Here is a 23,987-nt window from a genome sequence, read left to right as displayed (position 1 = left end):
GTTTCCACCCTTCCAACGATGGACATCACAGATATCGTCTCAACTGACTACGTAGAATTTCAGGCCGACCAGCGCGTCTCGAAACTCGTCGGCGCCTTCGAGGACCCGGACGTCAAAGGCGTCGTCGTCGCCGACGACGGAGAGTTCGAGGGCGTCGTCACGCGCCGCCAACTCGCCGCCTCTCACCACAATCCCGAAGAGAAAGTCCGGTCGCTGGTGTGGTCGGTGCCCCGATTGGCACCGGGCGAGGACATCCGCGAGGCCGCGCGCCTGATGATCGACAGCAACGCGAAGGTGCTCCCGGTGTTCGAGGGGGACAACCTGCGCGGCGTCGTCACGGCCGACAGCATCATCGGGAAGGTCCAGCCCAACCTCTCGGAAGCGACCGTCGGCCAGGCGTCCAGCGACGACCTCGTCACGGTCGGCCCGGAGGCGACCTTCGGCGAGGCCATCCACGACATGCGCGAACAGCGCATCACGCACCTCCCAGTGGTGGAGAGCGAGTCACGAAGTGACTCGGAACGTTCGAGCGGGGAGCGAAGCGACCCGCGAGACAGCGAGGTCGTGGGCATCCTCAGCCTGTACGACGTCATCGGCCTCGCCGCCCGAGCGATGACGAAGAGCCAGGGAGGCAACGCCAACGGTCCGGAACAGGGCATGGGGACGACCCACGGCGGCTTCGGCGCCCGCGAGGGCGAGAGCCAGCGGATGCTCGACCTCCCGGTCCGTGACGTGATGGTCTCGCCCGTGCGCACCATCACGTCCGACGAGACGCTCCAGGCGGCCGTCGAGGAGATGGACAACGTCAACGGCTCCGCGCTGGTCGTGACCGACGGGGACGACACGCCCACGGGCATCCTCACGAAGACGGACGTACTGGAGTCGCTAACCTGGGGTGCCGAAGGGTCCCGCGCCGTCGAGATCTACGGTGCGGACTACCTCGACGACATGACCTTCGAGGACGTCAAGGACGTGATCGACGGTCTCGAAGGCCGCGACAGCGACCTCTCCGTCCTCGACGCGAAGGTCGCGCTCCACCAGCACGACGAGAAGTTGCGGGGAACGCCCCTGCTGCAGGCTCGCATCCGGCTGTACACCGACGACGGCCTGTTCATGGCCACCGGCGAAGGCTACGGTGCGAAAGCCGCGATCAGCGAGGCCCGCGAAGCGCTCGATCGTCGCATCCGCGACAACAAGACCTACGGTCAGTCGAAAAAGCACCCGGACGAAGCCTTCTGGCAGAAACGCTTCGGCTGGATGCTCGAAGAGTGATCGGGGCGAACCGGCGGGCGACAACTCTTCTTTCGTTGTTTTGCGTGGGCAAGACCTAAGCTGACCGCCACGGTCAGTATGCGTGACATGGTCTTGCAAGGAAAGGAGGGGTTCGCACCGCCCTTCGACGCGTCGCTGTACGGGGTGTCAGAGTCACCGCGCACACGGGGAGTGGAGTACGAGATCGAGTACAAGGACTGCGAGGCGGTCGCTGCCTTCTTCACCATCGACGGGTCGGTCGACCACCTGTTGCCCGAGGGGATCGAGCCGTTCTCGGAGCCGGCGAAGGGCGGCGTCCTCGTCGCCAGGTATCCGTTCAGTAACCTGGGGGCGTATCACGAGGAGATTTCGATCGTCCAGGTGGCCGACGACGCGGGGAACATGGCCTACTACATCCCCTACATCTACGTCACCAACGACGCGGCGATGGCCGCCGGCCGCGAACTCATCGGCGCGCCGAAGAAGATCGCCGACGTCGACCTCCAGTCCCGGGCCGACACGATCCAGGGGACGCTCAGCCGCCCGGAAGACACCCGGCTGCTCTCGGTGTCCCACAAGCCCGAGAAGCGCGCGCAGGGCGGGATCGTCGACGCGATCCTCCCGACGCCGACGCCGCTGCTCTCGGTCCGGCACGTCCCGCCCATCGAGGGCGGTGACGGGCTCACGCAACTGGTCAAGTGGTACGCCGAGATGGAGTTCCACGAGGACGACGACGGCCGGGAGATGTGGGTCGGCCCGACGGACGTGACCTACGACGCCGAGTCGGTGATCGATCCCGTCCACTCGCTGTCGGTCGACGAGGTACTGACCGGCTTCTCCGCGAACTTCGACATGAAACTGGGCGTCACCGGCGTCGAACGCGACCTCACCGTCGAGCGATGAGCTACCTGAACCTCGATACGGAGTACGAGAGCGGCGACGTCGAGCGGTTGCGGAAAGAAGTCCACGAGATCGCCCGCGAGGAACTCCGGCCGGTGGGACGGGAGATCGACCGGATGAGCGACGACGAGTATCAGCGGATCGCAGCCGACGACTCCCCGTACTGGGACGTCATGCGGACGCTGAAGTCACACGGTTATCACCGCGCGATCATCCCCGAGGCGGTCGGCGGCGGCGGGCAGTTCTCCGGTCGGGAGTTCCACGTCCTCCTGGAGGAACTGGCCTGGGGCGACCCCGGCCTGGCGATGGCCTTCGGCGTCGATCTGATCCCCGCGATCTTCGCCTCGCTCCCCTTCCAGAACGGGCTCGACGAGACGTATCTCCAGCCGTATCTCGAGGACGAGGACGCCGCCGTCCAGGGCTGTTGGGGCGTCACCGAACCCGACCACGGCTCGGAACTGGTCATGCCCAACAGCCTGCTCAGCGAGGGCGTCACCGACGGCGGGTCGATCGCCCGGACCCAGGCCCGCGCCGAGCAGGACGGCGACACCTGGATTCTCAACGGGGAGAAGGCCCGCTGGCTCTCGGCCGGCCCGATGGCGACCCACTGCGCCCTCCACGTCAACATGGACCCCGACGGCGGGAGTCCGGGCCTGCTCTGTCTGGTCGAGCTCGACCAGCCGGGCGTCGAGCAGGGCGACCCCATCGGCAAACTCGGCCAGCGCGGCTGCCCCCAGGGGAACCTGGTCTTCGACGACGTGGAGATCCCCCCCGAGAACGTGATCCTCACGCCGGAGATGCTCCACCCCGACACGGGGTACGTCTCGATGGATCAGATCCTCTGTATCACCAGCGCGGGCATGGCCGCGGCCTGTACCGGGCTGGCCCGGGCCGCCTTCGAGGAAGCGCTCGCGTACGCCCGCGAGCGAGCGCAGGGTGGGAAACCGATCTGTGAACACCAGTCGGTGAAACTCCAGCTGTACGAACTGTTCGAGACCGTCGAGACGATGCGCACCTACTCGCGGGCCGTCGTCGAACACGTCTGGGAGCGCAACCTGGAGACCTTCGAGTTCGACGCTTCCAGCCAGCACGCGCTGGCCGCACAGGTTTACTGCAAGCGAGCGGCGTTCGAAGTCGCCAACACGGCCGTCCAGATCCACGGCGGCAACGGCATCACGCACGACTACCTCGTCGAGAAACTGTTCCGCGACGCCCGCGTCAAGCTCATCGAGGACGGCACGACCGAGGTGCTGAGTCTCGAAGCCGCCGAGGACGTCGTCGAGAACTACGAGATCGAGTAGGTAGCTACGCAACGTCGCCGACGTTGACCGCCACCACCGGGACCGGCGACGACCGAATCACTTTCTCCGTGACGCTGCCGATGATCTCCCGTTCGGCCCCTTCTCGGCCAGCCGTGGCCATGACCACGATGTCGACGTCGTTCTCGTCGAGATAGTCGAGGATGGCCTCGTGTGGGACGCCCCTGACGATCGACGACTCGATGCGGTCGATGTCAGCACGCTGTGCTCTTTCGACGACGTCGTCGACCGCCTGGCGCCCAGCGTCCTCGAGTCGAGCGTAGACGTCCGACTCGGTGAAATCCTCGATCGCGTCGGCCACCTGGACCGACTCGATCACGTACTGCGTGTGCAAGGTCGCGTCGTACCGTTCCGCGAGTTCGATCGCGTGGTCGAGAGCGATAGCAGAGTCGTCGGACCCGTCAGTGGGGGCGAACACGGCATCGTACATTCCAGCGAGCTCCTCGGTCTCTCGAATGGCGGTCGATGATTTATGTTTCACGTCACACTCGACGGGCGATAGTCGGGACGCCGCTGCCCCGTCGTGCCGACAGAATCGACTGGTGTGCGTCGGCTCCCGCAACTAGCAGGCGTCAACGCTTCTATCACGAATACAAACACGTATAGTAAGAAGATATATCCGTATTTAATCGAATGCTAGAGCTATCATAAGCCTAGAAACCTGGGACTAGGTCTGCATGAGGAACCAGCGCTTCCCCATACATGTCACCAAAAAATCTATTCCAGACATTCGGAACTGTAACGCTGGCGGTTCTCCTGGTTCTATCTTCACTGGTGACAGTGGGAATCGCGCATCCCGTGGGATCGACGGCCACGCCTGCAGTCCGGGGAGACGCAGTCGACACGAACGAAAGCACCGGATCGAGCGCAGAGCGCCCACATCCGGCCGTCGATCCACGACTGTTGGAAGACGAGCCGGAGAGCAGTCGGGGAGTGACGACGAGCGGCGTCGAGCTGGTTCAGGCGATCGTCGTCGTCCGCGAGGGGCGACGTGACGAGGGTGCGGCGGCAGTGACGAACGCTGGCGGCCGGATCACCGGGCAGGCCGGGACGATGATCGAAACGACGCTGCCACAACCTGCGTTGTCGAGTGTCGCGTCGTCGCCGGCGGTTCGGGTCGTCCGCCCGCCAGTCGCGGCTGCGGTGACCGAGACGACGAGCGAGGGACTATCGAACGTGAACGCGACGGCCATGCACGACGCGGGCTACACCGGTGACGGCGTCACGGTCGCCGTCATCGATCTGCAGGGGTTCGACACGTCGAACCCGTCGATCTCCGATCAGGTCGTCCAGACGAAAGACTTCTCCGGCAAGGAGATCGAAGGATCGTCAGACGAGCACGGGAGCAAGACCGCGGAACTGGTCGCCGAGACGGCCCCCGACGCGAACCTCGTCCTCGTCCGCGTCAGTACCCTAACTGACCTTCACAACGCGATCGATTATCTCGACAGTTCGACACAAACGGATGTCGTCTCGATGTCCGTCGGCTGGGCGAACATCGCCGGCCCGCTCGACGGCACGGCTGGCATCAACCAGCGTATCGACACATTTACTTCGAAAGGTCGGGTGTGGGTCAACTCCGCGGGGAACTCCGGCGACGGCCAGCACTGGAACGGGACCTGGGAGGACAGTGACGACGACGGGTTCCTCGACGTGACCGACAGTAGCGAGCGGATCGACGTCACGAACGAGCGATCAGAGCTGTACGTCACGTGGAACGACTGGGACGCCGGCGGCTCCGACGAGGACTACGACGTCCAGGAACTCGACGAGAACGGGAACGTCGTCGACACGTCCTCGTACACCCAAGACGGCAACACGTACGACCCGTACGAGATTATCACCGTCGACGCGGGCCACTCGATCCGTATCAAAAACGTCAGTGGCGAGGCGCCGACGAAATTCAACGTCTTCTCGTTCGACAACCCGAAACTCAGTCCGTCGACGAAAACCCAGAGTCTCTTGATCCCCGCCGTCGGCAAGTCGGTCACGACCGTCGGCGCGACCTACCACAGAGACAACAGTCTCGAACCGTTCTCGTCACAGGGGCCGACCATCGACGGGCGACGCAAGCCGGACGTGACAGCACCCGACGGCGTCACCGTCGAGAGCGATCAGCTCTCGTACACGTACTTCTACGGCACGTCGGCCGCGGCGCCACACGCCGCCGGTGTGGCCGCACTCACGTTTGAAGCCGACGACGCGCTCACCAACGGCGAACTCAAGGGTCTCGCCCACTCGGAGGCGACCTCGCTGCGCGGGACGGAACCCAACAACCAGACCGGCTGGGGCCTCATCAACGCGACGGGGATGATCGCACAGGTCGAGAGCGATCCCCCGTCCACCACGAGCGCGACGGTCACGGACCTCACCGACGGCGACGGGACCGTCACGGACGGAGACGCCGTCGCGATTTCGGCGTCGGTCTCGGACAACGTGGCCGTCTCGACCGTCACGGCGGACGCGTCGGCGTTCGACGCCAGCATCGTGACGCTGACCGACGGGAACGACGACGGCACCTACGACGCCGAAGTGACCGTCGCCGCGAGCGCACCGGCGGGCGATCAGTCAGTAACTGTCACCGGCGAGGACGTCGCCGGCAACACCGACACGGCCACGAGCAACTCCATCACCGTCGACACCGATGCACCGACGATAGAGACGCCGACGGTCACCGACGGGGACGGCAACCGCGTCGTCGGCGACGGCGACGCGGTCACCGTGAGCGCGGACGTGACGGACAGCGCGGAAATCACCTCCGTGACAGCGGACCTCTCGAACTTCGGCGCCGGCACCGTGACGCTCACCGACACCGACGGCGACGGGACCTACGAGAAAACGGCTACCGTCGACGCTTCGACGGCAGCGACAGACGGCGGGTACGCCGTTTCGGTCACGGCCACCGACGAGAGCGGCAACACCGCGAGTGCGACGACGGGATCGCTCACGCTCGATACGACCGCACCGACCGTCTCGGCGGCCACGCTCTCGGCCGACGGCGACGGCGCGGTCGGCGACGGCGAGAGCCTTACTGTTTCCGCTGACGCGTCCGACGCAGGCAGCGCCGTCACCGTCACGGCGGACCTCTCGGCGTTCGGCGCCGACACCGTGACGCTCACCGACACCGACGGCGACGGGACATACGAGAAAACGGCCACCGTCGACGGGTCGGCGGCCGCGTCCGACGGTGGACACGACGTGACAGTCACTGCCACTGATCGAGGGGGCAACGCGGCGACCGACACCACGGGGACGGTGACGCTCGATACGACGGCGCCGACCGTCTCGTCGGCCACCGTGACTGACAACGACGGGAACGGCGTCGTGAGCGACGGTGAGAGCCTCACCGTCTCCGCCGACGCGTCCGACCAGACGAGCGGCGTCACCGTGACGGCTGACCTCTCACAGTTCGGTGCCGGCACGATCACGCTGACAGACGACGACGGCGACGGGAGCTACGACGGCACCGGGACTGCCAGCGACTCCGAGACGACCGACGGGAGCTACGCCGCGACGGTTACGGCCACGGACGACGGGGGCAACACCGCGAGCGAAACGACTGGCACGCTCACGCTCGATACGAGCACACCGACGATCTCGAACTTCGCGTTGACGAATCCCTCGGGAACCACGCTCCGCGTCGCGTTCGACAGTTCGGAGTCGCTGTCGGAGATTTCGGTGGACGTCACGGGTCCGGTGGACGCGACGCTCTCGACGGGGGACTTCTCGTCGACCGCGACGGGGTACGAAGCGACGACCGACCTGAACACCGAAGGAACGTACACCGCGACGGCCACGACGGCCACGGACGCCGCTGGCAACGACATCACGTCGTCGCCGTCCGACGACGCGACGGTCGACACCAGTGCGCCAACGGTGTCGAACGTCGCACTCACTGACGCCGACGACGACGGCGTAGTCGCTGGGTCCACGGATCTGACCGTCAGCGCTGACGTGACGGACGCCGATACGATCACCGCCGTGGAGGCGGACCTTTCGGCGTTCGGGAACGGGACGGTGACGCTGGAAGATGCGGACGGCGACGACACGTATCAGGCGACCGTCACCGTCCAGGCCAGCGAGACGACGGACGGACCGCACGACGCGACCGTGACGGCCACCGACGACACGTCGGCGTCACGGACTGTCAACACGGGGACAGTCACGGTCGATACGACGGCGCCCGCTGTCTCGGCGGTCTCGTTCACCGACGACGACTCGGACGGCATCGTCGTCGGCGGGGACGACGTCACCGTCACTGCCGACGCGAGCGACCAGACGACGAGCGTCACCGTCACGGCCGACCTCTCGAACTTCGGCGCCGGCACTGTGACGCTCAGTGACGCCGACGGCGACGAGACATACGAGGCGACCCCCGGTGTCAGTGCGTCCGGGACGACCGACGGTGCGTATGCCGTATCAGTCACGGCGACCGACGAGGGCGACAACGCGGCGAGCGAGACGACGGGACCGCTCACGCTCGACACGACGGCGCCCACCGTTTCGTCGCTCTCGCTCACCGACGACGACGGCGACGGCGTTGTCGCTGACGGCGACGAAGTCACGGTCAGCGCGGACGTGACTGATCAGGCCAGCAGCGTCGACGCCGTAACGGCGGACCTCTCACAGTTCGGGGCTGGCACCGTCGAGCTCAGTGACGCCGACGGCGACGGGACCTACGAGCAAACCACGGCGGTCAGCGCGTCCGGCACGACCGACGGAAGCTACGCCGCGACGGTTACGGCCACCGACGCGGCGTCTCACTCGGCGAGCGGGACCACCTCGACGCTCGAACTCGACACCACGCCGCCTGCCGACCCGTCTGGGACGGTGTTCGCAGTGCCGGCGATCGGCGGGGCGAACGAAACCAGCGTCGACGTGACGGTCACCTATTCTGCGGTGCCCGAGGCCGCGACCGTCGAGGTCCGGCTCACCGATTCGAACGGGGCGACGGCGACTGCGACGGCCGCCGCAGCCGACGCGACGAGCCAGACCGTCTCGGTCGACGCCAGTTCGCTCGCCGACGGTGAGGTGACAGCCGCAGCGTCGCTCGTCGACGAGGCAGGGCATCGCAATCCCAGCGGGTTCGTCCCCGCTGCGACCGGGGTCACCAAGGACGCGACGGAGCCGGCCGTCACCCGGTTCGACCTCACGAACCCCAGCGGACAGACCCTCCAACTCACCGCCGAGTTCAGCGAGCGGCTCGCCGCGCTGACCGTCCCCGTCGACGGTCCGGACGGCAGGACGCTCGTCCTGTCCGATTTCAGCCGCACCGGGACGACCTACACGGCGAGCTACGACGCCGGAAGCGACGGCACCTACACGGCCACTCTCGACGCCGCCACAGACGCATACGAGAACGTCCAGAGCGGTGACACGGATCGCGTGACGATCGACACTGAACAGAACTCTGGCGGTGGTGGCGGCGGTGGTGGCGGTGGCGGCGGCAGTGCCGGCGGTGGTGGTGCCTCCGCTGCCCTGGTGTTCACGGCGTCGGTGTCGGACCAGCCGGTCGCCGTCGGCGAGCCAGCCACGTTCAGGATCACGGTCACCAACTACGGCGACGCGAGCGGGAGCTACAGGGGCGCCATGAAGATCGGCGGCAACATCATGGGTCGAGAGTCAGTCACCGTCCCGGCGAAAGCGTCCCGGACGCTGACGTACAATCAGACGTTCGACACGCCCGGGGAGTACCTGATCGAGTTCGGCGACAGGTTGTCCGAGCCGTTCACCGTAAGCGAGGGGCCGGGCACGCCCAGCGATCCGGCGCCCTACACGCGGACCACGCCGGAGGGGAAGGCGACGAGCGTCACCGTCAACAACGCGGCAGCCGGCGAACCGGTCAAGATCGACCTCGACCGAGACACCGGCCCCGTCGACGTGGACCGACTCAGCGTCGCCTTCGAGCGCAGCGGCGACTACTCGCTCAAGACACAGAGTTCGACGGCACCGCCTGCCGGAGAGCAGGCACGCAAGGACTCGTTCGGGTACATCACGGTCGACCACGACACGCCCGACCAGAACGTCCGAAACGTGACGTTTCGCTTCCGGGTCGACACCGAGAGGCTCAAAGCGCGTGACGTGGCGCCAGACGAGGTGGTGCTCCGCCGGTATCACGACGGCGACTGGCAGACGTTGCCGACCAACGTCGTCGGACGAGACGGTTCGGAGACGATCTTCGCAGCGACCTCGCCCGGCCTGTCCACGTTCGCGATCGGCAGCAGCGATTCGGGAATCGTGGTCACGGACGCCCGACTCGACGCGAAGACGGTCGACCTCGGTGCGACTTCGACGGTCACCGTGACCGTGGAGAACCGCGGTGAGACGACGGCGACCCGGACGCTCGGGCTGCGAGCCGACGGTGAGGTCGTCGAAACCGCGTCGGTGACGTTCGCCGGCGGAGAGTCGGCCACCGTTGCGCTCTCGCACAGATTCCCGCGCGGCCAGCACGAGGTCTCGATGAACGGCACGATCGCCGGTACGCTCAGCGTTCAGGTGCCAGCGACCGTCGGCGGAGCGTCACCGGACGGCAGCGGAACCAGAGCCGCGAGGCCGCGGAACGCGACCGCGTCCGGCACGGCCACGACGACCGACGGGAGCGGCCCCGGATTCACCGTCTCCGCGCCCGTCGCAGCACTCCTCGCGAGCGCGCTGTTCGCCCGGCGGCGGCAGAGAGAGTTAGAACAGTGAAAGTTCGCCGGTCACGCGATCGATCGCGCCCTCGTCGCCGGGGCCGACGGCCAGGGCCGTGACGGTCCCTGGGTCCAGTTGCGTGTGGCCCGCGTCGCGGATGATCGCGTTGGGCAGCCCCTCGCGTTCGGCCTTGTCGGCGAGTTCGAAGAGCTGCTGTTCGCTCTCGCCTTTCAGGACGACTTTCTTCTGGCCCTCGCCCTTCCAGGCGCGTTTGGTCTTCGTCGAGGTGTCTTCGTAGGCCGACAGCGACGCGTGGGCGACCTGGGCGGCGAGTTTTCCCTTCCCCATCCCGATGTCGGTGCGCGCGACGATTGCCTGTTTCATATCCAAACGGAACGAACCGGCGATTATAGGTCTGCCCGTTACCGTCGCTCGAGCCGACCCGGTTCCTTTTAATCCGGTGGCCCCGGTGATTCTGGTATGATACTCTCGGACGCGGACATTCTCGCGCGGCTGGAAGAAGGGGACCTCGTCATCGATCCCCTGGAGGACCCCGAGATCCAGGTCCAGCCGGCCAGCGTCGACCTCAGACTGGGGCGTGAGTTCCTGGAGTTCCAGCACGCCAACATCCCCTGTATCCACCCCAACAGCGAACAGGAAGTCGAAGAGTACGTCGACGAAACGTACGTCGAGGAGGGCGACGAGTACATCCTCCACCCCGGCGACTTCGTGCTCGGCACGACCGTCGAGCGCGTCGAGATTCCCGCCGACCTCATCGCGCACGTCGAGGGTCGCTCGTCGCTGGGTCGACTGGCCATCGTCGTCCACGCCACGGCGGGCCTCTGTGATCCGGGCTACGAGGGCCAGATCACGCTCGAACTGTCGAACCTCGGGACCGCCCCGGTGGCGCTGACCCCTGGCATGCGCATCTCACAGCTCACCTTCACCGAACTCAAGACGCCCGCCGAACGGCCCTACGGTGAGGAACGCGGCTCGAAATACCAGGGCCAGACCGGCCCGCAGGCCTCGAAGATCCAGGGCGACCACGAGTTCCACGGGACCCAGAAATGAGGTTCATCGAGGAGGTCGTCGTCGACGAGTTCCTGCCGACGTTCCGGTCGATGCTCGCAGAAGCGCTCCGCGAACGCGAACTGACTCAGAGCGAGGTGGCGGACCTCCTGGGAATCAGCCAGAGCGCCGTCTCGAAGTACGTCCACAGCGAGGTGACGGTCAACGAACGGCTCGAAGACGACGAGCGCGTGGTCGAACTCGTCGAGCGCCTCGCCGACGGCCTCACGGGCGGGGAGATGAGTCCAGTCCAGGCCCTCGTCGAAGCCGAGGTCGTCATCCGCCAACTCGAACAGGGTGACGTGCTGGCACAGCTCCACCAGGAGGCCGTCCCGGAACTCGCCGAATACGGCGGCGCGTTCGCGGTTCACGATCCCGACAGCGACGTCCGCATCGCAGAGCAGGCGCTCGCGTCGGTCCGCCGCGGCCTCGCGATCGTCGAGAACACGACCGAGTTCGCCAGGCACATCCCGGCCGTCGGCACTAACCTCGTCGAGGCGCTGCCCGACGCCGACAGCATCGAGGACGTCGTCGCGGTGCCGGGCCGCATCATCGACCTGAAGGGACGCCCCGAGGTCCCGGCGGAACCCGAGTTCGGCGTCAGCGAGTACGTCGCGAACGTCCTGTTGACCGCGCGCGCCAACGGCAGCGACGCCCGCGCCGCGCTGAACGTGAGTTACGATTCGAGCCTGCTGGAGGCGCTCGAAGCCAGCGGGTACGACACCGTGGAGTTCGACGCCGACCAGGGTGTCGAGGACGGGGTCGCCGCCGCACTGGACGCAGAACCGAACGCCGGCGTGATCTATCAGACCGGTGGGTTCGGCCTCGAACCCATCATCTACGTCCTCGGTCCCGACGCGCCGACCGTCGCCGGAGCAGTCCGGGACGCGCTCTGAGATGGATTCGGTCACCGCGACACAGTCGTTCTACGGTCGCTGGGCCAGCCTCTACGACGCGCTCGCGAGGGCGCCCGGCGTGACCTCGTGGCGCCGGCGGGCCGCAGACGCACTCGAACTTACCTCCGGCGACACCGTCGTCGATATGGGCTGTGGCACGGGCGCCAACCTCCCGCACCTCCGCGAGCGCGTCGGCCCAGACGGCGCCGTCGTGGGCCTCGACGTGACGCCCGAACTACTGGATCGCGCCCGCGAGCGCGTCGACCGCGAGGGGTGGCAGAACGTCCACCTCGTCCAGGCGGACGCGACACAACCGCCCATCGACGGGCCGGTCGACGCCGTTCTGGGGACGTTCGTCGTCGGGATGTTTCCGGACCCAGCGTCGGCCGTCGCGGACTGGTGTGCGCTCTGTCCGGGCGGCCGCGTCGCCCTGCTCAACTTCCAGCGCAGCGACCGGCTGCTGGCCCAGCCGCTGAACCTCGCCTTCGAGGCGTTCGTCTGGGCGTCGGCCCCCGGCTGGCGACTGCCGGACGAACCCCCGGCCGCCGCGTTCCAGCGCCGCGTCGCCGCCGCCCGTGACGCGCTGACCGAGCGAACCGTCGACCGGCGCTACGAGGAGTTCTCGGGTGGCTATCTCGGTTTGATCGCCGGGCAGGTCGAGCGCGGCCACTGACCGAACAGGAACGTTTTTTGCAGTCATGACGGCACCACAACCTATGTTGGCCGCTAACCGCTTGGCGCCAGTGGCGCTCGCCCTCCTGATCGTCCTTGCAGGCTGTGGGGGCGCTCCTGGGAATGGAACGGCGACGAACGACGCGGCGGGAACGCCGACCGCGAACGGAACAGCGACGACGACTGGCGACGCGTCCGGGACTGTCACGCCGGAGCGAGCGTCACAGGACGGCGCTGTCGCGGTCGAGAACGGGACGCTCCGGGTCAACGCAACCAGGACCTTTGCACGAGTTCAGTCGCTCATGGGGACTGACGTGGACCCGCGACCAGTCGAACTCAGAAATCTCAGCGAGTGGCGCAGTTCACTCCCCAGGGTCGCGGCCGCGCCGATCAACGACGCGCTCGGGTTCGAGAACGTCTCCGCGAACTGGAGCGAACCCACCGGCGTCACGAAGTTCACTGGGTACGTGTACGTCCATCCGGGCGAGGGTTCGCCCCAGGAGGTCGAACGCGTGCTCGCCCACGAGTTCACGCACAGCATCCAGTTCCAGGCGAACATGTTCCCCTGGCTCGACGAACTGCGAACCGGGCGCGTGACCACGGACGAGGCCAAGACGCTCCGGGCACTCCAGGAAGGCGGCGCCGTCTACGTGACTGACGCGTACACACAGCAGTATCTCGACGTGCAGCGCAACTCGGCGTTCGCCCGGGAGTACATGTCGAAAAGCCCCACGCACTGGAGCGCGCTGGCCCCCTACTACTTCGGCAGCCAGTACGTCGCCTCCCGAATCGACTCGCCGCAGCAACTCTCGAACGTCTACGACAACCGACCCAACACCACCGAGCAGATCCTGCACAACGAGACGCGACGCGAGGAACCGCCGGCGGACCTCGCCGTCGAATCGACCGTCTCGGCCTCCCAGTGGCAGTACCTCGGGAACAACACGCTCGGCGAGATGACGACGCGGGGCGCGCTCGGCACCGAGTTGACCCAGTCCAGAGCCGCAGAGGCAGCCGCCGGCTGGGGGAGAGACGAGATCGCGATCTTCCGGCACACCGGCGGTGACGAGCGCTACGGCTGGGCCTGGGTCCACCGGTGGGACGACGCGAGCGAAGCCGACGAGGCCGCGAGCGCGCTCCGAACCTTCGCCGAGCGACGCAACGACGCCTCGACGTACGAGTTCGCGGTCACTCGCGTCAGCGACGGCACGACCGCGCTCGTGTTCGGCGACGATGCCTTCGTGGCCAACGCGACCGTGACCGGAACGACCAGCAACGTTTCTGTCGCCGTCGGCGCCTGACGTCCCGGCTACGTGCCGTACAGTTCTTCGTGCACCTCGCAGAACTCGGGCTCCCTGAGCTGTGCCTCGACGACGCCCGGCTGGCGGTGTGGATTCGCCAGCCGACAGGACGCGTCGTCGCAGAACGCCTCGCCGGTGTCGAGATAGTGGTAGGCCTGCAACACGTAGCCACACAGCGCCTCGGTCGTCCGCGGATCGCCCTCGACGAGGAACTCCCCCTCGACCGCAGATTCGAGGACCTCGCGTGGCGGCGCGTCGCCCGAGAGCAGCGCGTGTTTCTGCTGTTCCTCGTAGTACTGCTCGGGTTTGGCCGGCGCCTCGTAGAGGCCCGGCACCGACACGAGCGCCGGCTGGCCGAGGACCGTCACGCGTTTGTGCCACCGCCCATCGTGGTCGCCCCAGGTTCCGAGAACGCGATCCAGAATCGGCACGTGCAGGTGGTCGAGCGTGCGCTCGTCGTCGGGGAGCCGGTCTCGAAGCGCCTCCTGGACCTGCAGTCCGTCGTAGATGACGCCGCCGGCGCGCTCGGGGTGCTCCATCGCTCGCTCCTCGTAGCGGACGATCCCGAGCATCGCGTTGCCGGTCTCACGCTCGTACGGACTGAGCACGCGCGCCTCCGCGAACGCCGTCGGGAGTTCCTCGTCGGCGACGCGCTGGAGAAACCGGTCGCGAACCTCGACGTCGGCGTCGACGCGGTCGCGGAGCCAGTCGGCGATGGCGGAGGCGTCGGCCGCCGCGGTCGGCGCGCGATAGAGCGTGACCCGTTCGACCATATTCTCCAGTGGTACCGCCCAGTGAAACTGCTTGCGGTCGTCGACCGAGCGGGGCCGGTCGCGGACGACGGCCGGTAGTGCTTACCCCCTCACACGGGCGGCCAGGGACGCCAGTACGACCAGGGCCGCCACGCCCGCGCCGAAGCCGGGGCCACTACCGGCCGTCGACCCCTGGGTGGCGTCGCTCGCCGTCGGTGGCTGCCGGACCGTCACCGTCAGATTCCGGTCGCCGAGCCGGTAACGGGAGGTGCCCGCGGTGTCAGGGGTCCGCTCGAACGCCAGGGTTCGGTTCTCGCCCGGCCCGAGCACGACTCGACGCGTCTCGACCGGTGACCCGTCCTCGAAGAGCGTGAGGTTCGACGCGGCCGGCACCGCGTCGGCGTTCCGGACCGTCGCAGTCAGCACGAGTCGGTCCCCGACGATCGGGTCTGCCGTGTCGGACGAGAACCGCGAGACGGTCGGCGTCGCGGGGGGACTGACGACCACGTCGACCATCGATTCGCCGACCTGGAGCGCGTACTCACCGGGGCTGGTGAACGCGTGCTGCACCTGCCAGCGCTTCGTCTCGTTGGCAGCGAGGGTCCCCTCGTCACGAGCGACCGTCGCTCCGTTGACTCGCGCGCGGGCCTCGTACTCCCCGGTCCCAGCCCCGGTGTTCGAGACGAGGATGGTCGCCGTGAGCGTCTCTCCCGTCGCGAGCCGTATCGGCCCGGTCGCACCGATCGCCCCCGTTCGATAGGGGCCGCTCACGCTGAACGCCGAATCGGTGCCAGGATCCGCGAACGCGTACCCGACGTTCGGGAGGGGAGTGTCGAACGTCCGCTGGTGTTCGGCCCGGCCCCACATCGACGGGGTCGCTGCGGACGCCGTGTACTCGTCCGACAGGGCCGCCACCCGGGAGCCAGCGGTGGCCCGGATCATCGCGCGCAGGTCGGCGCGCGTGACCGGCCCGTCGTGGGCGTTCATTCGCCTGAACACGGTTTGCAGGGAGGCGTCCGTCGTCGCGAGCCGCGTCGCGCGGTCGAGTTCGCCGGCCACCAGGGCGCCTTTCGTGTAGGGAGCGACGCCGTTCCAGGTCGACGGGGTCGTCAGGATCGCCTCGGCGTCGGTGGCGCGTTCGCCGAGCGCCAGCCGTGAGCGGAACGTCTCGTAGTCGATCGAGCCCTGTTCGAGCGCGAACAGCGCCGCGTAGTAGGTGGCGCTGGCTTCCGTGAACCAGCGGGTTTCGGGCGTCAGTTCGTGATCCTGTCGGGTGTGGACGTACTCGTGGATCCAGACGTTGTTCGCCGCGTCGAGCCGCGACCGGTCGCGCACCCAGAAGGCCGACTCGCCGCTCTGGAGCCCGTCGACCGCCCACTCGACGCTCCCGGTCGGTGCTGCGACCATGAACACCTCTGGATCGCGATCGCCCACGCGGAGCGCGTCCGCCGACGCCGCCAGAGCGTCGAACACGTCGGCCGGTCGCTCCGCCAACGAGGCCGACGCCGGGACGACGAGCCGGAACGTCTGGCCGTGGGCCGTCCGCTGGTACTCCCTGGCCTCGCCGAGGTACATGATCCCGTCGCCGACTGCGCCCGGCCCCGCGACAGTGGTCGACCGCGACAGGGAGATCTCGCTGCGGCCGGTCCAGCTCATTCCCACCTGCGGCGTCCTGACGAGCGCCCACGGCCCGGCGTCGGCGAAGAGATAGTCGCCGTCTCTCGCGATCGGGCCGGCCGACTCGCTCGTCTCGTTGACCGACAGGCGGTAGGTCAGCGTCGGCGTCCTCGTCCGTCCGTCCCAGACGTATCGCCCGTCACCCTCGGAGAATCCCCGGCCGGCCATCGCCGTCCCCGATTCGGGGAGTTCGACCCGAAGTCCAGTCAGATCGGTGGGCGTCTCGTAGCGAAGCGTGACCGTGATCTCGCCCGGTCGGTCCGGCGTCAGCCGCACTTCCTTCGTCAGCACCAGCTCGCGCGTCGGAGTCGTCTCGGTCGGCCCACTGACCGCGTGCGCCGTTTCGACGGTCGCACCCGGACTGCCAGCCGTCACGGCCGCGCCGACGGCCCCGCCGGTCGCAGTCAGCGGGAGCAGCCAAACGAGGAGCACCGCGACTCCGACGGAACAGCGTCGTCTTCTCATCGCGATATGTCACGGATGCGTCGCTCTTAGTTCCAGTGGCACAGCGGCACGGAACGGCCGGCAGAGCAGGGTCCGCCGAAACCTGTCGAGCGCTAGTCGTCAGCCGGGCTCGCGCGGCTCGTCATCTCCACGTCCTCGGCGTCGACGCCGAGTTCATCGATAGCGGCCTGCGCTGCGCGCTTCCCGGAGAGCAACATCGCGCCGAAGGTCGGTCCCATCCGCGGCAGGCCGTAGGTCGTCGCCGTCGCCATCCCGGTGACGACGAGCCCGTCGTGGGCGAGTCCGGTGTGCTCGACGACCGCGTCCTCGCTCTTGCCGACCCACATCGAGTCGTGGCCGGGCGAGTCGTGGCCGGGCGCACCGTAGGAGTCGTCGCCGGTCTGGTCCATCCCGGCGTTCTCCTTCGCGTCCTCGATGCCGGGCGCGTCGAGCACGCCCCGCTCGTCGAGTTTCTTGACGGCCATCGCGTCGTGGCCGGTCGCGTCGATCACCAGGTCGGCTTCGACGGCGATCGGGTCGACGCAGGTAATCTCGCGGGGCAGCGCGTGGACCGGCGTCCAGTTCATCACGATGCCGCCGACGCGGTGGTCCTCGCGAATGACGATGTCGGTGAACTCCGTCATGTTCTGCATCTTCGCGCCCGCGTCGCAGGCGGCCTTGATGAGCCCGGAACATGCCTCGGGGCCGTTCGCCACGAAGAGCCCCTCGCTGTCCTGGGATTGCTTGTAATCGACGTCGAGGTCGTCCAGCACGTGGTGGGCCGGGCCGCGCACGGTGACTTTGTTCATCAGGAAGCCGCCGAGCCAGAACCCGCCGCCGAGGTAGTTGTTCTTCTCGACGACCATCGTCTGGACGCCGCGCTCGGACAGTTCCTTCGCCGCCATCAGCCCGGAGGGACCGCCACCGACGACGATGACGTCGCTGTCGGAGAAATCCATGAACTCCTCGGTCCACTCCTGGCCGATGGCGCGGGTGACTTCCGCCTCGCCGACCTCGCTGAACTGCTCGAATCCGGACATAGTAGTCGGTAATATTACCCAGTTATTGAAAGAACTTCCGGTCGTTCGTGCCGCGGGGAAAACGCGCTCGAAATGCCGAATATCAAAATCGAATGTGCAAATATCAAAAAGTGATAAGGCACCCCAGTGAGAAGAGATGCCAGACAGACTACATGCCCTGGCAGTACACGCCGTTAACCACCCCGGTAGTCGTCGCCGCCGGGGCAGTCGCGCTCGCCGCCTTCTACGTGGTGCGTCAGCAGCGGGCGTACGCGCCAGTGCCCGGGGGATACGTCGCTGTGGTTCTCTCGATCGCGATTTCGCTGACGCTGTTCGGCTACGCGACGCAGCTCGCGCACGTCGAGCGGGCGGCGAAGCTCAACTGGAACCAGCTCCAGCTCGTCTGGGCGATGCCGGTTCCAGCATTACTTTTGATATTCACGCTCAGGTACACCGGGAACGAGCGATACCTCTCCTGGTGGAGCGTCTCGCTAGCGTTTCTCGCGCCCATCGCGATGATCGCTCTCGTGTTCACCCACAGCACCCATTCGCTGCTCTGGACGGACGTAACGATAGATGCGAGCGGGGGCTTCGCGGCGCTCGTCACCGAGCCCGGCCCCGCCATGTACGTTTTCGCGGGCTACGCGTACCTGGTCGTGGGCATTAGCGTCGTCCTCCTCGTCGGTCGCGCCCTCGATTCGGCAGGGATCTATCGCCGACAGGCGCTCTTGCTCATCGCGGGGTCGGTGGTTCCGATTCTGGCCGGCAGCCTCTACCTCACCGACCTCAACCCGTACCCGAAACTGGACGTGACGATCGTCTCGCTCGCCGTGACGGGGCTCGCCTTCTCCTGGGGCGTCGCCCGGCACGGGCTGTTCACGCTCGTTCCCATCGCGAGTCAGGCCGCCGTCGAGCAGATGGACGACGCGGTCATCGTCATCGACGTCCGCGGTCTCGTGGTCAACGTCAACCCACAGAGTACGCCCTTCCTCACGACGAACGTCGAGCACGCCGTCGGGCAGTCCGTCGAGGACGTCCTGCGACCGTTCGCGGTCCCACCGGGACCGAACGAGAACCGGACCGAGAGCGACCGCGAGGTCGTCACGGATCCGGACACCGGCCGGTACTACCAGCGCATCGGCACGCCGCTGACCGACGACGACGGCGTCCTGATGGGCCAGCTCGTCGTCCTCCAGGACATCACCGAGCGCTACCGCCGCGAGAAGCGCCTCCGCCAGCAGAACGAACAGTTAGAGGAGTTCGCCAGCGTCGTCTCCCACGACCTGCGCAATCCGCTGAACGTCATCAGCGCCCGGTCGCAGCTCGCCCGCGAGACCGGCGACGACGAACACTTCGACGCGCTGGACCGCGCCAGCGACAGGATGGACCAGCTCATCGACGACCTCCTCCAGCTCGCCCGACAGGGCCAGACAGTCAGCGAGACCACCCAGGTAGACCTCCGGATCGTCGCCGAGGAAGCCTGGAGCCTCGTCGAAGCCCCCGAGGCCAGCCTCACGGTCGAAGGGGAGATGGCCGTCGAGGCCGACCGCGACCGGCTCCAACAGGCGCTGGAGAACCTCTTCCGGAACGCGACCGACCACGTCGGCGAGGACGTTTCGCTCCTGGTCGAGCCGCTCGAAGACGGCTTCGCCGTCGAGGACGACGGCCCCGGCATCCCCGTCGAAGAGCAGGACCAGGTGTTCGAGTACGGCCACACCACCGAGGACGACGGGACCGGGTTCGGACTGGCGATCGTCAAGGAGATCGTCGAAGCCCACGGCTGGGACGTTCGCGTCATGAACGGCGACATGGCGCGCAGTTCCCGGGACGGCGAGGGAATCGAGTACGGCGGCGCCCGCTTCGAGATCACCGGCGTCACGACCGCCCGCAGTTTCTCCTTCGGCACGGACGACAGCCCGTTCGGGTCCGGTGAGAGCGAGTTCGAACTCGGCGACCAGGGGTTCGAGTTCGGCTGAGTCGACGCGACCCGGCGCTCAGCCGTCCGCGGACGGGACGGCACAGGTCCGGGGGTCACCAGTCCGCGCGAGATAGCCCACGAGCAGCAGTATCCCGCCGAGTCGAAGTAAGTTTCCTTCGAAGGGAAGAATCGCGACTGCGCCCGCGAATCCGAGGAGACCGAGCACCCCGGTGCCGCAACTGGCACAGCCGGACGCGACGAGCGCCGGAACGAGGCTCGTCAGTCCGCCCGCGCCGGCCCGCCGCTGCGTTCGGAGCTGGGTCCCGGCGACGACGAGCGCGACGCCGGTCAGCATCGAGTACGCGACCATCAGCCCGACGCCCACCCAGCCCGTCGACGCGTAGGTGTTCGCCGTCAACGCCAGCACCGCGTCGTCCGCGTAGGCGAGGCTCGTTTCGAGCATCTGCACCGTGTATCCCGGAAACGCGCTCAACACGAGCACCACGTAGGTCAGGACGGCGCCGACGGTCGCGACCGCTGCCCGCCGACCCGTCGTGAGCGGATACACGAGCGCTGCCAGGAACCGCTCGGCGTGGCGCGTCAGCAACTCGTCGGTCATTGGTTCGCGAGCTGTTCCATTCCCTTCTGGAAGTTCTCGTACGGCTGTGCGCCGACGAGTTTCCCCGCCCGGCCCGCTTCGAGGTCTGCGATGACGAACGACGGCGTCCCCTGGAAGCGGAATCGCTGTGCCCGGCGCGCTTCGGCGTCGATCTTCGACTCGATCTCCGACCGATGGTCGCTCATGCACGACTCGACGGCGCTGCTGTCGACCCCGTCGACCGTGTCGGTCAGCGAGAGGAGGTTCTCCTTCGAGGCCCAGCCCGAGTTCTTGTCTCCCTGGTTCTCGAAGATCGTCTTCCGCCACTGCCAGTAGCGGCCCGGCTCGGCGTCGCGAACCTGTCGCCAGACGCAGCGATCCATCACCGCTGCCGTCGTCGACGCCTCGCCCATGTACGGGAACTCTAGGAAGGCGACGCGGAGTCGCCCGGGACGCACGTCGTTCTCGATGAGTTTCGGCAGCGTCTCCGCCTCGAACTGCCTGCAGAAGGGACACTGGTACTCGCTCCAGTAGAACATGGTGAACGTCGCATCGGGCTTGCCCATGATGGGGGTCCCGGACAGGTCGACGTCGAGTTGCGTCTCCGTGCTCTGATGGAACGGGGGCGCCTGCGTCTCGTTACCTGCAGCCGGCTCGGAACCGCTGAGTGTGGAAGCGCCGTACACGACACCGCCGCCGGCACCGAGGGCAGCGAGCCCACCAACGAGGGCACGGCGTCGGGTTACTGAATCAGGGGTCTCCATTCGGTCTTGTATACGAGAGACACGGAAGTTAAACGTTGGTCACTGGATCGCCACCGACGGACAGGCTGAAGTGCGGGCACTGGTACGGGAGCGATCACGGATACATCTATTCCACAGTTAGAGACCAGCCAACTCGCCACGTGGTTTCTATAACCTGCCGGCCGTCAGTGCGCCCAACGTGAAACCGAACCGCAGCGAGCGATCAGGGAAACAGGCCGGAACGCCGTCACCGCGCGAGGTCGGGCGGGCGGTCGCCGTCGTCTTCCTCTGTCTCCTCGGGATCACCGCGAGCGTCGTCCCGGCTGCAGCAGGGACAGTCTCGAACCAGTCCGCAGTCGAAACGGGCCGGCACGACGTGACGGCGACGGTTCCCCCGGACCCGCCGAGCGACCGACTCGGCTGGGAGAACGGCGTCTGGTACAACGAGAGTCTCGATATCACGCGGTCCGACGGGTACAACGACAGCGAACTGGACGCCGTCGTCGCCCGGACGATGGCTCGTATCGAGCAGGTCCGCGGGCTCGAATTCGAGCGAACGCCACCAGTCAGACTGATCTCGCAGGGCCAGCAGCGCACCGAGACGCAAGAACAGTTCACGGACGTCAACAGAACGAGCCGGATCGCACTGAACACCCAGTACGAAGCGCTGCTGTTGATCAACGAATCGACGAACGCCGTCGAATCGCAACAGGCGCTGTTCGGCGGCGGCGTCAGCGGCTACTACAACACGAGCGGACGGAACATCACCTTGGTCTCGCCGGCCAACGGGACACTGCAACTCCAGGAACCGGTGCTCGCCCAGGAGCTGTTCCACGCCCAGCAAGACCAGTATTTCAACCTCTCGACGAACATTTCGACGATCGAGGAGCGGAACGCACGGAACGGTATCGTCGAAGGCGACGCCAACTACGTCCAGTACCTGTACGAACAGCGGTGTCAAAACGAGTGGAACGGAACCTGCCTGGGGTACAACGGGAGTGACCAACAGCAGGCTCAGGAACCGCCGGCGAACCTCAGCATCGGGATGGTGCAACTGTACCTTCAGCCGTACCACTCGGGCGTGGCCTTCGTGCGCGAACGCCAGCAGACCGGCGGCTGGGAGAGCGTGACCGACGTCTACGACCAGCCTCCGAACAGCACCGAACAGACCATCCACCCTGACAAGTACCCCACGGACGAACCGACGAACCTGACCGTGCCGGACCGCAGCAGCGATAGCTGGGAGCCGCTGCGCGAGAACGGTGAGCGCATCACCGGCTCCGTCGGCGAGGCCGGCCTGTTCGTCTCGCTGTGGCTGCCCAGTTTCGAGAGCCGAATGCAAGCGAGGACAGACCAGGAGACCATCATCCCCTTCCGGACGCACCTCAGGGTCAACCCGGTCACCGGCGAACCCAAGCGGCCGGTCACGTACAACTACGACCATCCGGTCACCGCGGGCTGGGACGACGACAAACTCGTCCCGTACGTCTCGCCCGGATCGAACGAGACGGGCTACGTCTACGAGACGGCGTGGGACTCGGCAGCCGACGCACGCGAGTTCCGCGACGGCTACGTCCAACTCCTCGAGTACCACGACGCGAACGCGGTCGAGGGCCGCGCCAACACCTACCGGATTCCCGAAGGGTCGGAGTTCGCCGACGCCTTCCGCGTCGTCCAGCACGGAACGGAGGTGACCATCGTGAACGCGCCGACCGTCGACGCGCTCTCTGACGTGCGAAAGCCGAGCGACGACGCCACGACCGGGTCGTCGGTCGACTCGTCGAGGCCGACCGCAACCGAGAACGAATCGAACGCGACGGCAAACGGAACGGAGGACCCCGACACAACGACGAGCGAGTCCGGCCCCGGATTCGGCCTCGGGAGCGCGCTCGTCGCGCTTGCCGTGTTGATCGGCGGCCGGTTCGGCCGGTCGCGCCGGTAATGCAGTAGTTTCTTTCGAGGGAAAATTCACCTCGGTGTAGACGACAGAAATTCGTCTCAGTCGAGTCGACCGCCCCTGATTGCGTCTTCGGCCGCGGCGAGCGCTGCCTCCCTGTCGAACGAGTCGGTGATCCCCTCCAGTTCGTCGCGCGAGGCGTCCTGCAACTCGCGTGCGTGGGCCGTGATCGTCGGCACCGCGCGGATGATGTTGTCGACGATCGGGACCGTCGCCGTTTGCGCCGACCGCGACAGCGGGTTCAGGTCGATCACCAGCTCGGTTTTGCCCATCGCCGCGAGCGCCTCCGCCCGGTCGCCGTCCTCCAGCGGGACGAGGACCACGTCGGCGTCGCCGATGCCGTCGGCGTCGACTTTCGCGCGCTCGTGGTCCAGGCCCGGAATGCGGCCGTCGGCTTCCAGCCCCAGGACGTCCTCGGCGCCGTGCTCGCGGAGGTGCTCGGCGATGGCTTCCATCCGCTCTTCCGTGCGGTTGAACAGGTTGACCTCGACGTCTGCCCCAGTGGCTTCCGCCAACTCGACGAGTTCGCCCGGCACGAGCGCGGCGGCGTTGCCGTTGACCGACAGCACCGCGTGGTCGGCCAGCAGAAGGTGTGCGGCCGCGGCCCGAGCGGCTTCGTCGGCGGTGTCGATCGTCTCCTCGCCGAGAAGGTAGTCGTACGCCTCGCCCCGGCCCTGGGCGATGAGCCCCTGCTGGGACGTGATGCCCTTCTCGACGCCCGCCTCGATCCGGTGACGAGTCAGGAGCGACTCGTAGCGCGGGTGACTCTCCGGAATCTCGATGTCGTCCATATAGGGACAGAACGGTGCGCCCTGAAAAATCCCGCTGTCGCCGGGCGG

18 protein-coding genes are annotated in these 23,987 nt (G+C 67.1%); 10 read left to right on the top strand and 8 right to left on the bottom strand.

Annotated features, from left to right (window positions below; all coding sequences use genetic code 11):
• Positions 1-18: 18 nt before the first annotated feature.
• The 3 genes from ACFR9U_RS07595 (at position 19) to ACFR9U_RS07585 (ending at position 3,452) form a co-directional block, all read left to right on the top strand.
• A complete protein-coding gene (locus tag ACFR9U_RS07595) occupies positions 19-1,272 on the top strand; it encodes a CBS domain-containing protein (RefSeq protein WP_247375899.1) in 1,254 nt (417 codons plus the stop codon).
• An 87-nt stretch (positions 1,273-1,359) separates the two neighbouring features.
• Positions 1,360-2,154 carry an acetoacetate decarboxylase family protein gene (locus ACFR9U_RS07590; protein WP_247375901.1) on the top strand — a complete coding sequence of 265 codons (795 nt, stop codon included), beginning with the start codon at positions 1,360-1,362 and terminating at the stop codon, positions 2,152-2,154.
• A complete protein-coding gene (locus ACFR9U_RS07585) occupies positions 2,151-3,452 on the top strand; it encodes an acyl-CoA dehydrogenase family protein (protein WP_247375903.1) in 1,302 nt (433 codons plus the stop codon). Before ACFR9U_RS07590 ends, ACFR9U_RS07585 begins: the two co-directional genes overlap by 4 nt.
• Before the next feature lie 4 nt (positions 3,453-3,456).
• Here the strand turns inward: ACFR9U_RS07585 and ACFR9U_RS07580 are convergent, their stop codons facing one another.
• Positions 3,457-3,900, bottom strand: coding sequence for a universal stress protein (locus tag ACFR9U_RS07580; RefSeq protein WP_282594158.1), 444 nt, complete (start codon positions 3,898-3,900; stop codon positions 3,457-3,459).
• Between the two features lie 344 nt (positions 3,901-4,244).
• On the opposite strand from ACFR9U_RS07580, the gene ACFR9U_RS07575 reads away from it, so the two are divergent.
• Positions 4,245-10,160, top strand: a complete 5,916-nt coding sequence (locus ACFR9U_RS07575; RefSeq protein ID WP_247375908.1) for a S8 family serine peptidase — start codon at positions 4,245-4,247, stop codon at positions 10,158-10,160.
• Here the strand turns inward: ACFR9U_RS07575 and pth2 are convergent.
• Positions 10,149-10,487, bottom strand: coding sequence for a peptidyl-tRNA hydrolase Pth2 (gene pth2, locus ACFR9U_RS07570; RefSeq protein WP_247375910.1), 339 nt, complete (start codon positions 10,485-10,487; stop codon positions 10,149-10,151). The genes ACFR9U_RS07575 and pth2 overlap by 12 nt on opposite strands.
• Positions 10,488-10,583: 96 nt before the next feature.
• Between pth2 and dcd the strand changes: the two genes are divergently transcribed.
• Genes dcd through ACFR9U_RS07550 form a run of 4 tightly spaced genes read left to right on the top strand, consistent with a single transcriptional unit; the run spans position 10,584 to position 14,040 of the window.
• Positions 10,584-11,174, top strand: a complete 591-nt coding sequence (dcd, locus tag ACFR9U_RS07565) for a dCTP deaminase (RefSeq protein ID WP_247375913.1) — start codon at positions 10,584-10,586, stop codon at positions 11,172-11,174.
• A complete protein-coding gene (locus ACFR9U_RS07560; RefSeq protein WP_247375915.1) occupies positions 11,171-12,067 on the top strand; it encodes a thiamine-phosphate synthase family protein in 897 nt (298 codons plus the stop codon). The genes dcd and ACFR9U_RS07560 overlap by 4 nt, the downstream gene beginning before the upstream one ends.
• Position 12,068: 1 nt before the next feature.
• Entirely contained in the window at positions 12,069-12,740 is a 672-nt protein-coding gene (locus tag ACFR9U_RS07555) for a class I SAM-dependent methyltransferase (RefSeq protein WP_247375918.1), read from the top strand.
• A gap of 43 nt (positions 12,741-12,783) precedes the next feature.
• A complete protein-coding gene (locus ACFR9U_RS07550) occupies positions 12,784-14,040 on the top strand; it encodes a hypothetical protein (protein WP_247375921.1) in 1,257 nt (418 codons plus the stop codon).
• Positions 14,041-14,048: 8 nt separating this feature from the next.
• Here ACFR9U_RS07550 and ACFR9U_RS07545 read toward each other — a convergent pair whose 3' ends face one another.
• From ACFR9U_RS07545 to ACFR9U_RS07535, 3 genes are all read right to left on the bottom strand, one after another.
• A complete protein-coding gene (locus ACFR9U_RS07545; RefSeq protein WP_247375923.1) occupies positions 14,049-14,813 on the bottom strand; it encodes a DUF7001 family protein in 765 nt (254 codons plus the stop codon).
• A gap of 81 nt (positions 14,814-14,894) precedes the next feature.
• A complete protein-coding gene (locus tag ACFR9U_RS07540; protein WP_247375925.1) occupies positions 14,895-16,901 on the bottom strand; it encodes a M61 metallopeptidase family protein in 2,007 nt (668 codons plus the stop codon).
• 125 nt (positions 16,902-17,026) lie between these two features.
• Positions 17,027-17,953 (bottom strand): sulfide-dependent adenosine diphosphate thiazole synthase, encoded by a 927-nt coding sequence (locus ACFR9U_RS07535; protein ID WP_247375927.1) that lies wholly within the window; start codon positions 17,951-17,953, stop codon positions 17,027-17,029.
• A gap of 152 nt (positions 17,954-18,105) precedes the next feature.
• Here ACFR9U_RS07535 and ACFR9U_RS07530 point away from each other — a divergent pair, with 152 nt between their 5' ends.
• The gene (locus ACFR9U_RS07530; protein WP_247375929.1) at positions 18,106-19,908 is read left to right on the top strand and encodes a sensor histidine kinase; all 1,803 of its coding nucleotides are present in this window, start codon (positions 18,106-18,108) and stop codon (positions 19,906-19,908) included.
• An 18-nt stretch (positions 19,909-19,926) separates the two neighbouring features.
• On the opposite strand, the gene ACFR9U_RS07525 is transcribed toward ACFR9U_RS07530, so the two are convergent.
• Both ACFR9U_RS07525 and ACFR9U_RS07520 read right to left on the bottom strand, forming a co-directional pair.
• Entirely contained in the window at positions 19,927-20,469 is a 543-nt protein-coding gene (locus tag ACFR9U_RS07525) for a hypothetical protein (protein ID WP_247375931.1), read from the bottom strand.
• Positions 20,466-21,212 carry a DsbA family protein gene (locus ACFR9U_RS07520; protein WP_247375933.1) on the bottom strand — a complete coding sequence of 249 codons (747 nt, stop codon included), beginning with the start codon at positions 21,210-21,212 and terminating at the stop codon, positions 20,466-20,468. Before ACFR9U_RS07520 ends, ACFR9U_RS07525 begins: the two co-directional genes overlap by 4 nt.
• Positions 21,213-21,390: 178 nt before the next feature.
• Here ACFR9U_RS07520 and ACFR9U_RS07515 point away from each other — a divergent pair, with 178 nt between their 5' ends.
• Positions 21,391-23,133 (top strand): Hvo_1808 family surface protein, encoded by a 1,743-nt coding sequence (locus tag ACFR9U_RS07515; protein ID WP_247375934.1) that lies wholly within the window; start codon positions 21,391-21,393, stop codon positions 23,131-23,133.
• Between the two features lie 56 nt (positions 23,134-23,189).
• On the opposite strand, the gene ACFR9U_RS07510 is transcribed toward ACFR9U_RS07515, so the two are convergent.
• Complete coding sequence (locus tag ACFR9U_RS07510; protein ID WP_247375936.1) at positions 23,190-23,939, bottom strand: 4-phosphopantoate--beta-alanine ligase; 750 nt, start codon at positions 23,937-23,939, stop codon at positions 23,190-23,192.
• Positions 23,940-23,987: the final 48 nt, after the last annotated feature.

It is taken from the genome of Halorientalis brevis, assembly GCF_042678165.1.
GTDB classification, from domain to species: Archaea; Halobacteriota; Halobacteria; order Halobacteriales; family Haloarculaceae; genus Halorientalis; species Halorientalis brevis.
Note: the sequence above shows the minus strand (reverse complement) of the source record. Positions and strands in the feature narration are given on the sequence as shown.

Coding starts and splice junctions, on each gene's coding strand:
- ACFR9U_RS07550 (WP_247375921.1), top strand. CDS start 12,784: ATGTTGGCCGCTAACCGCTTGGCGCCAGTGGCGCTCGCCCTCCTGATC.
- ACFR9U_RS07545 (WP_247375923.1), bottom strand. CDS start 14,813: ATGGTCGAACGGGTCACGCTCTATCGCGCGCCGACCGCGGCGGCCGAC.
- ACFR9U_RS07530 (WP_247375929.1), top strand. CDS start 18,106: ATGCCCTGGCAGTACACGCCGTTAACCACCCCGGTAGTCGTCGCCGCC.
- dcd (WP_247375913.1), top strand. CDS start 10,584: ATGATACTCTCGGACGCGGACATTCTCGCGCGGCTGGAAGAAGGGGAC.
- ACFR9U_RS07525 (WP_247375931.1), bottom strand. CDS start 20,469: ATGACCGACGAGTTGCTGACGCGCCACGCCGAGCGGTTCCTGGCAGCG.
- ACFR9U_RS07585 (WP_247375903.1), top strand. CDS start 2,151: ATGAGCTACCTGAACCTCGATACGGAGTACGAGAGCGGCGACGTCGAG.
- pth2 (WP_247375910.1), bottom strand. CDS start 10,487: ATGAAACAGGCAATCGTCGCGCGCACCGACATCGGGATGGGGAAGGGA.
- ACFR9U_RS07535 (WP_247375927.1), bottom strand. CDS start 17,953: ATGTCCGGATTCGAGCAGTTCAGCGAGGTCGGCGAGGCGGAAGTCACC.
- ACFR9U_RS07510 (WP_247375936.1), bottom strand. CDS start 23,939: ATGGACGACATCGAGATTCCGGAGAGTCACCCGCGCTACGAGTCGCTC.
- ACFR9U_RS07595 (WP_247375899.1), top strand. CDS start 19: ATGGACATCACAGATATCGTCTCAACTGACTACGTAGAATTTCAGGCC.
- ACFR9U_RS07580 (WP_282594158.1), bottom strand. CDS start 3,900: ATGTACGATGCCGTGTTCGCCCCCACTGACGGGTCCGACGACTCTGCT.
- ACFR9U_RS07520 (WP_247375933.1), bottom strand. CDS start 21,212: ATGGAGACCCCTGATTCAGTAACCCGACGCCGTGCCCTCGTTGGTGGG.
- ACFR9U_RS07555 (WP_247375918.1), top strand. CDS start 12,069: ATGGATTCGGTCACCGCGACACAGTCGTTCTACGGTCGCTGGGCCAGC.
- ACFR9U_RS07560 (WP_247375915.1), top strand. CDS start 11,171: ATGAGGTTCATCGAGGAGGTCGTCGTCGACGAGTTCCTGCCGACGTTC.
- ACFR9U_RS07590 (WP_247375901.1), top strand. CDS start 1,360: ATGGTCTTGCAAGGAAAGGAGGGGTTCGCACCGCCCTTCGACGCGTCG.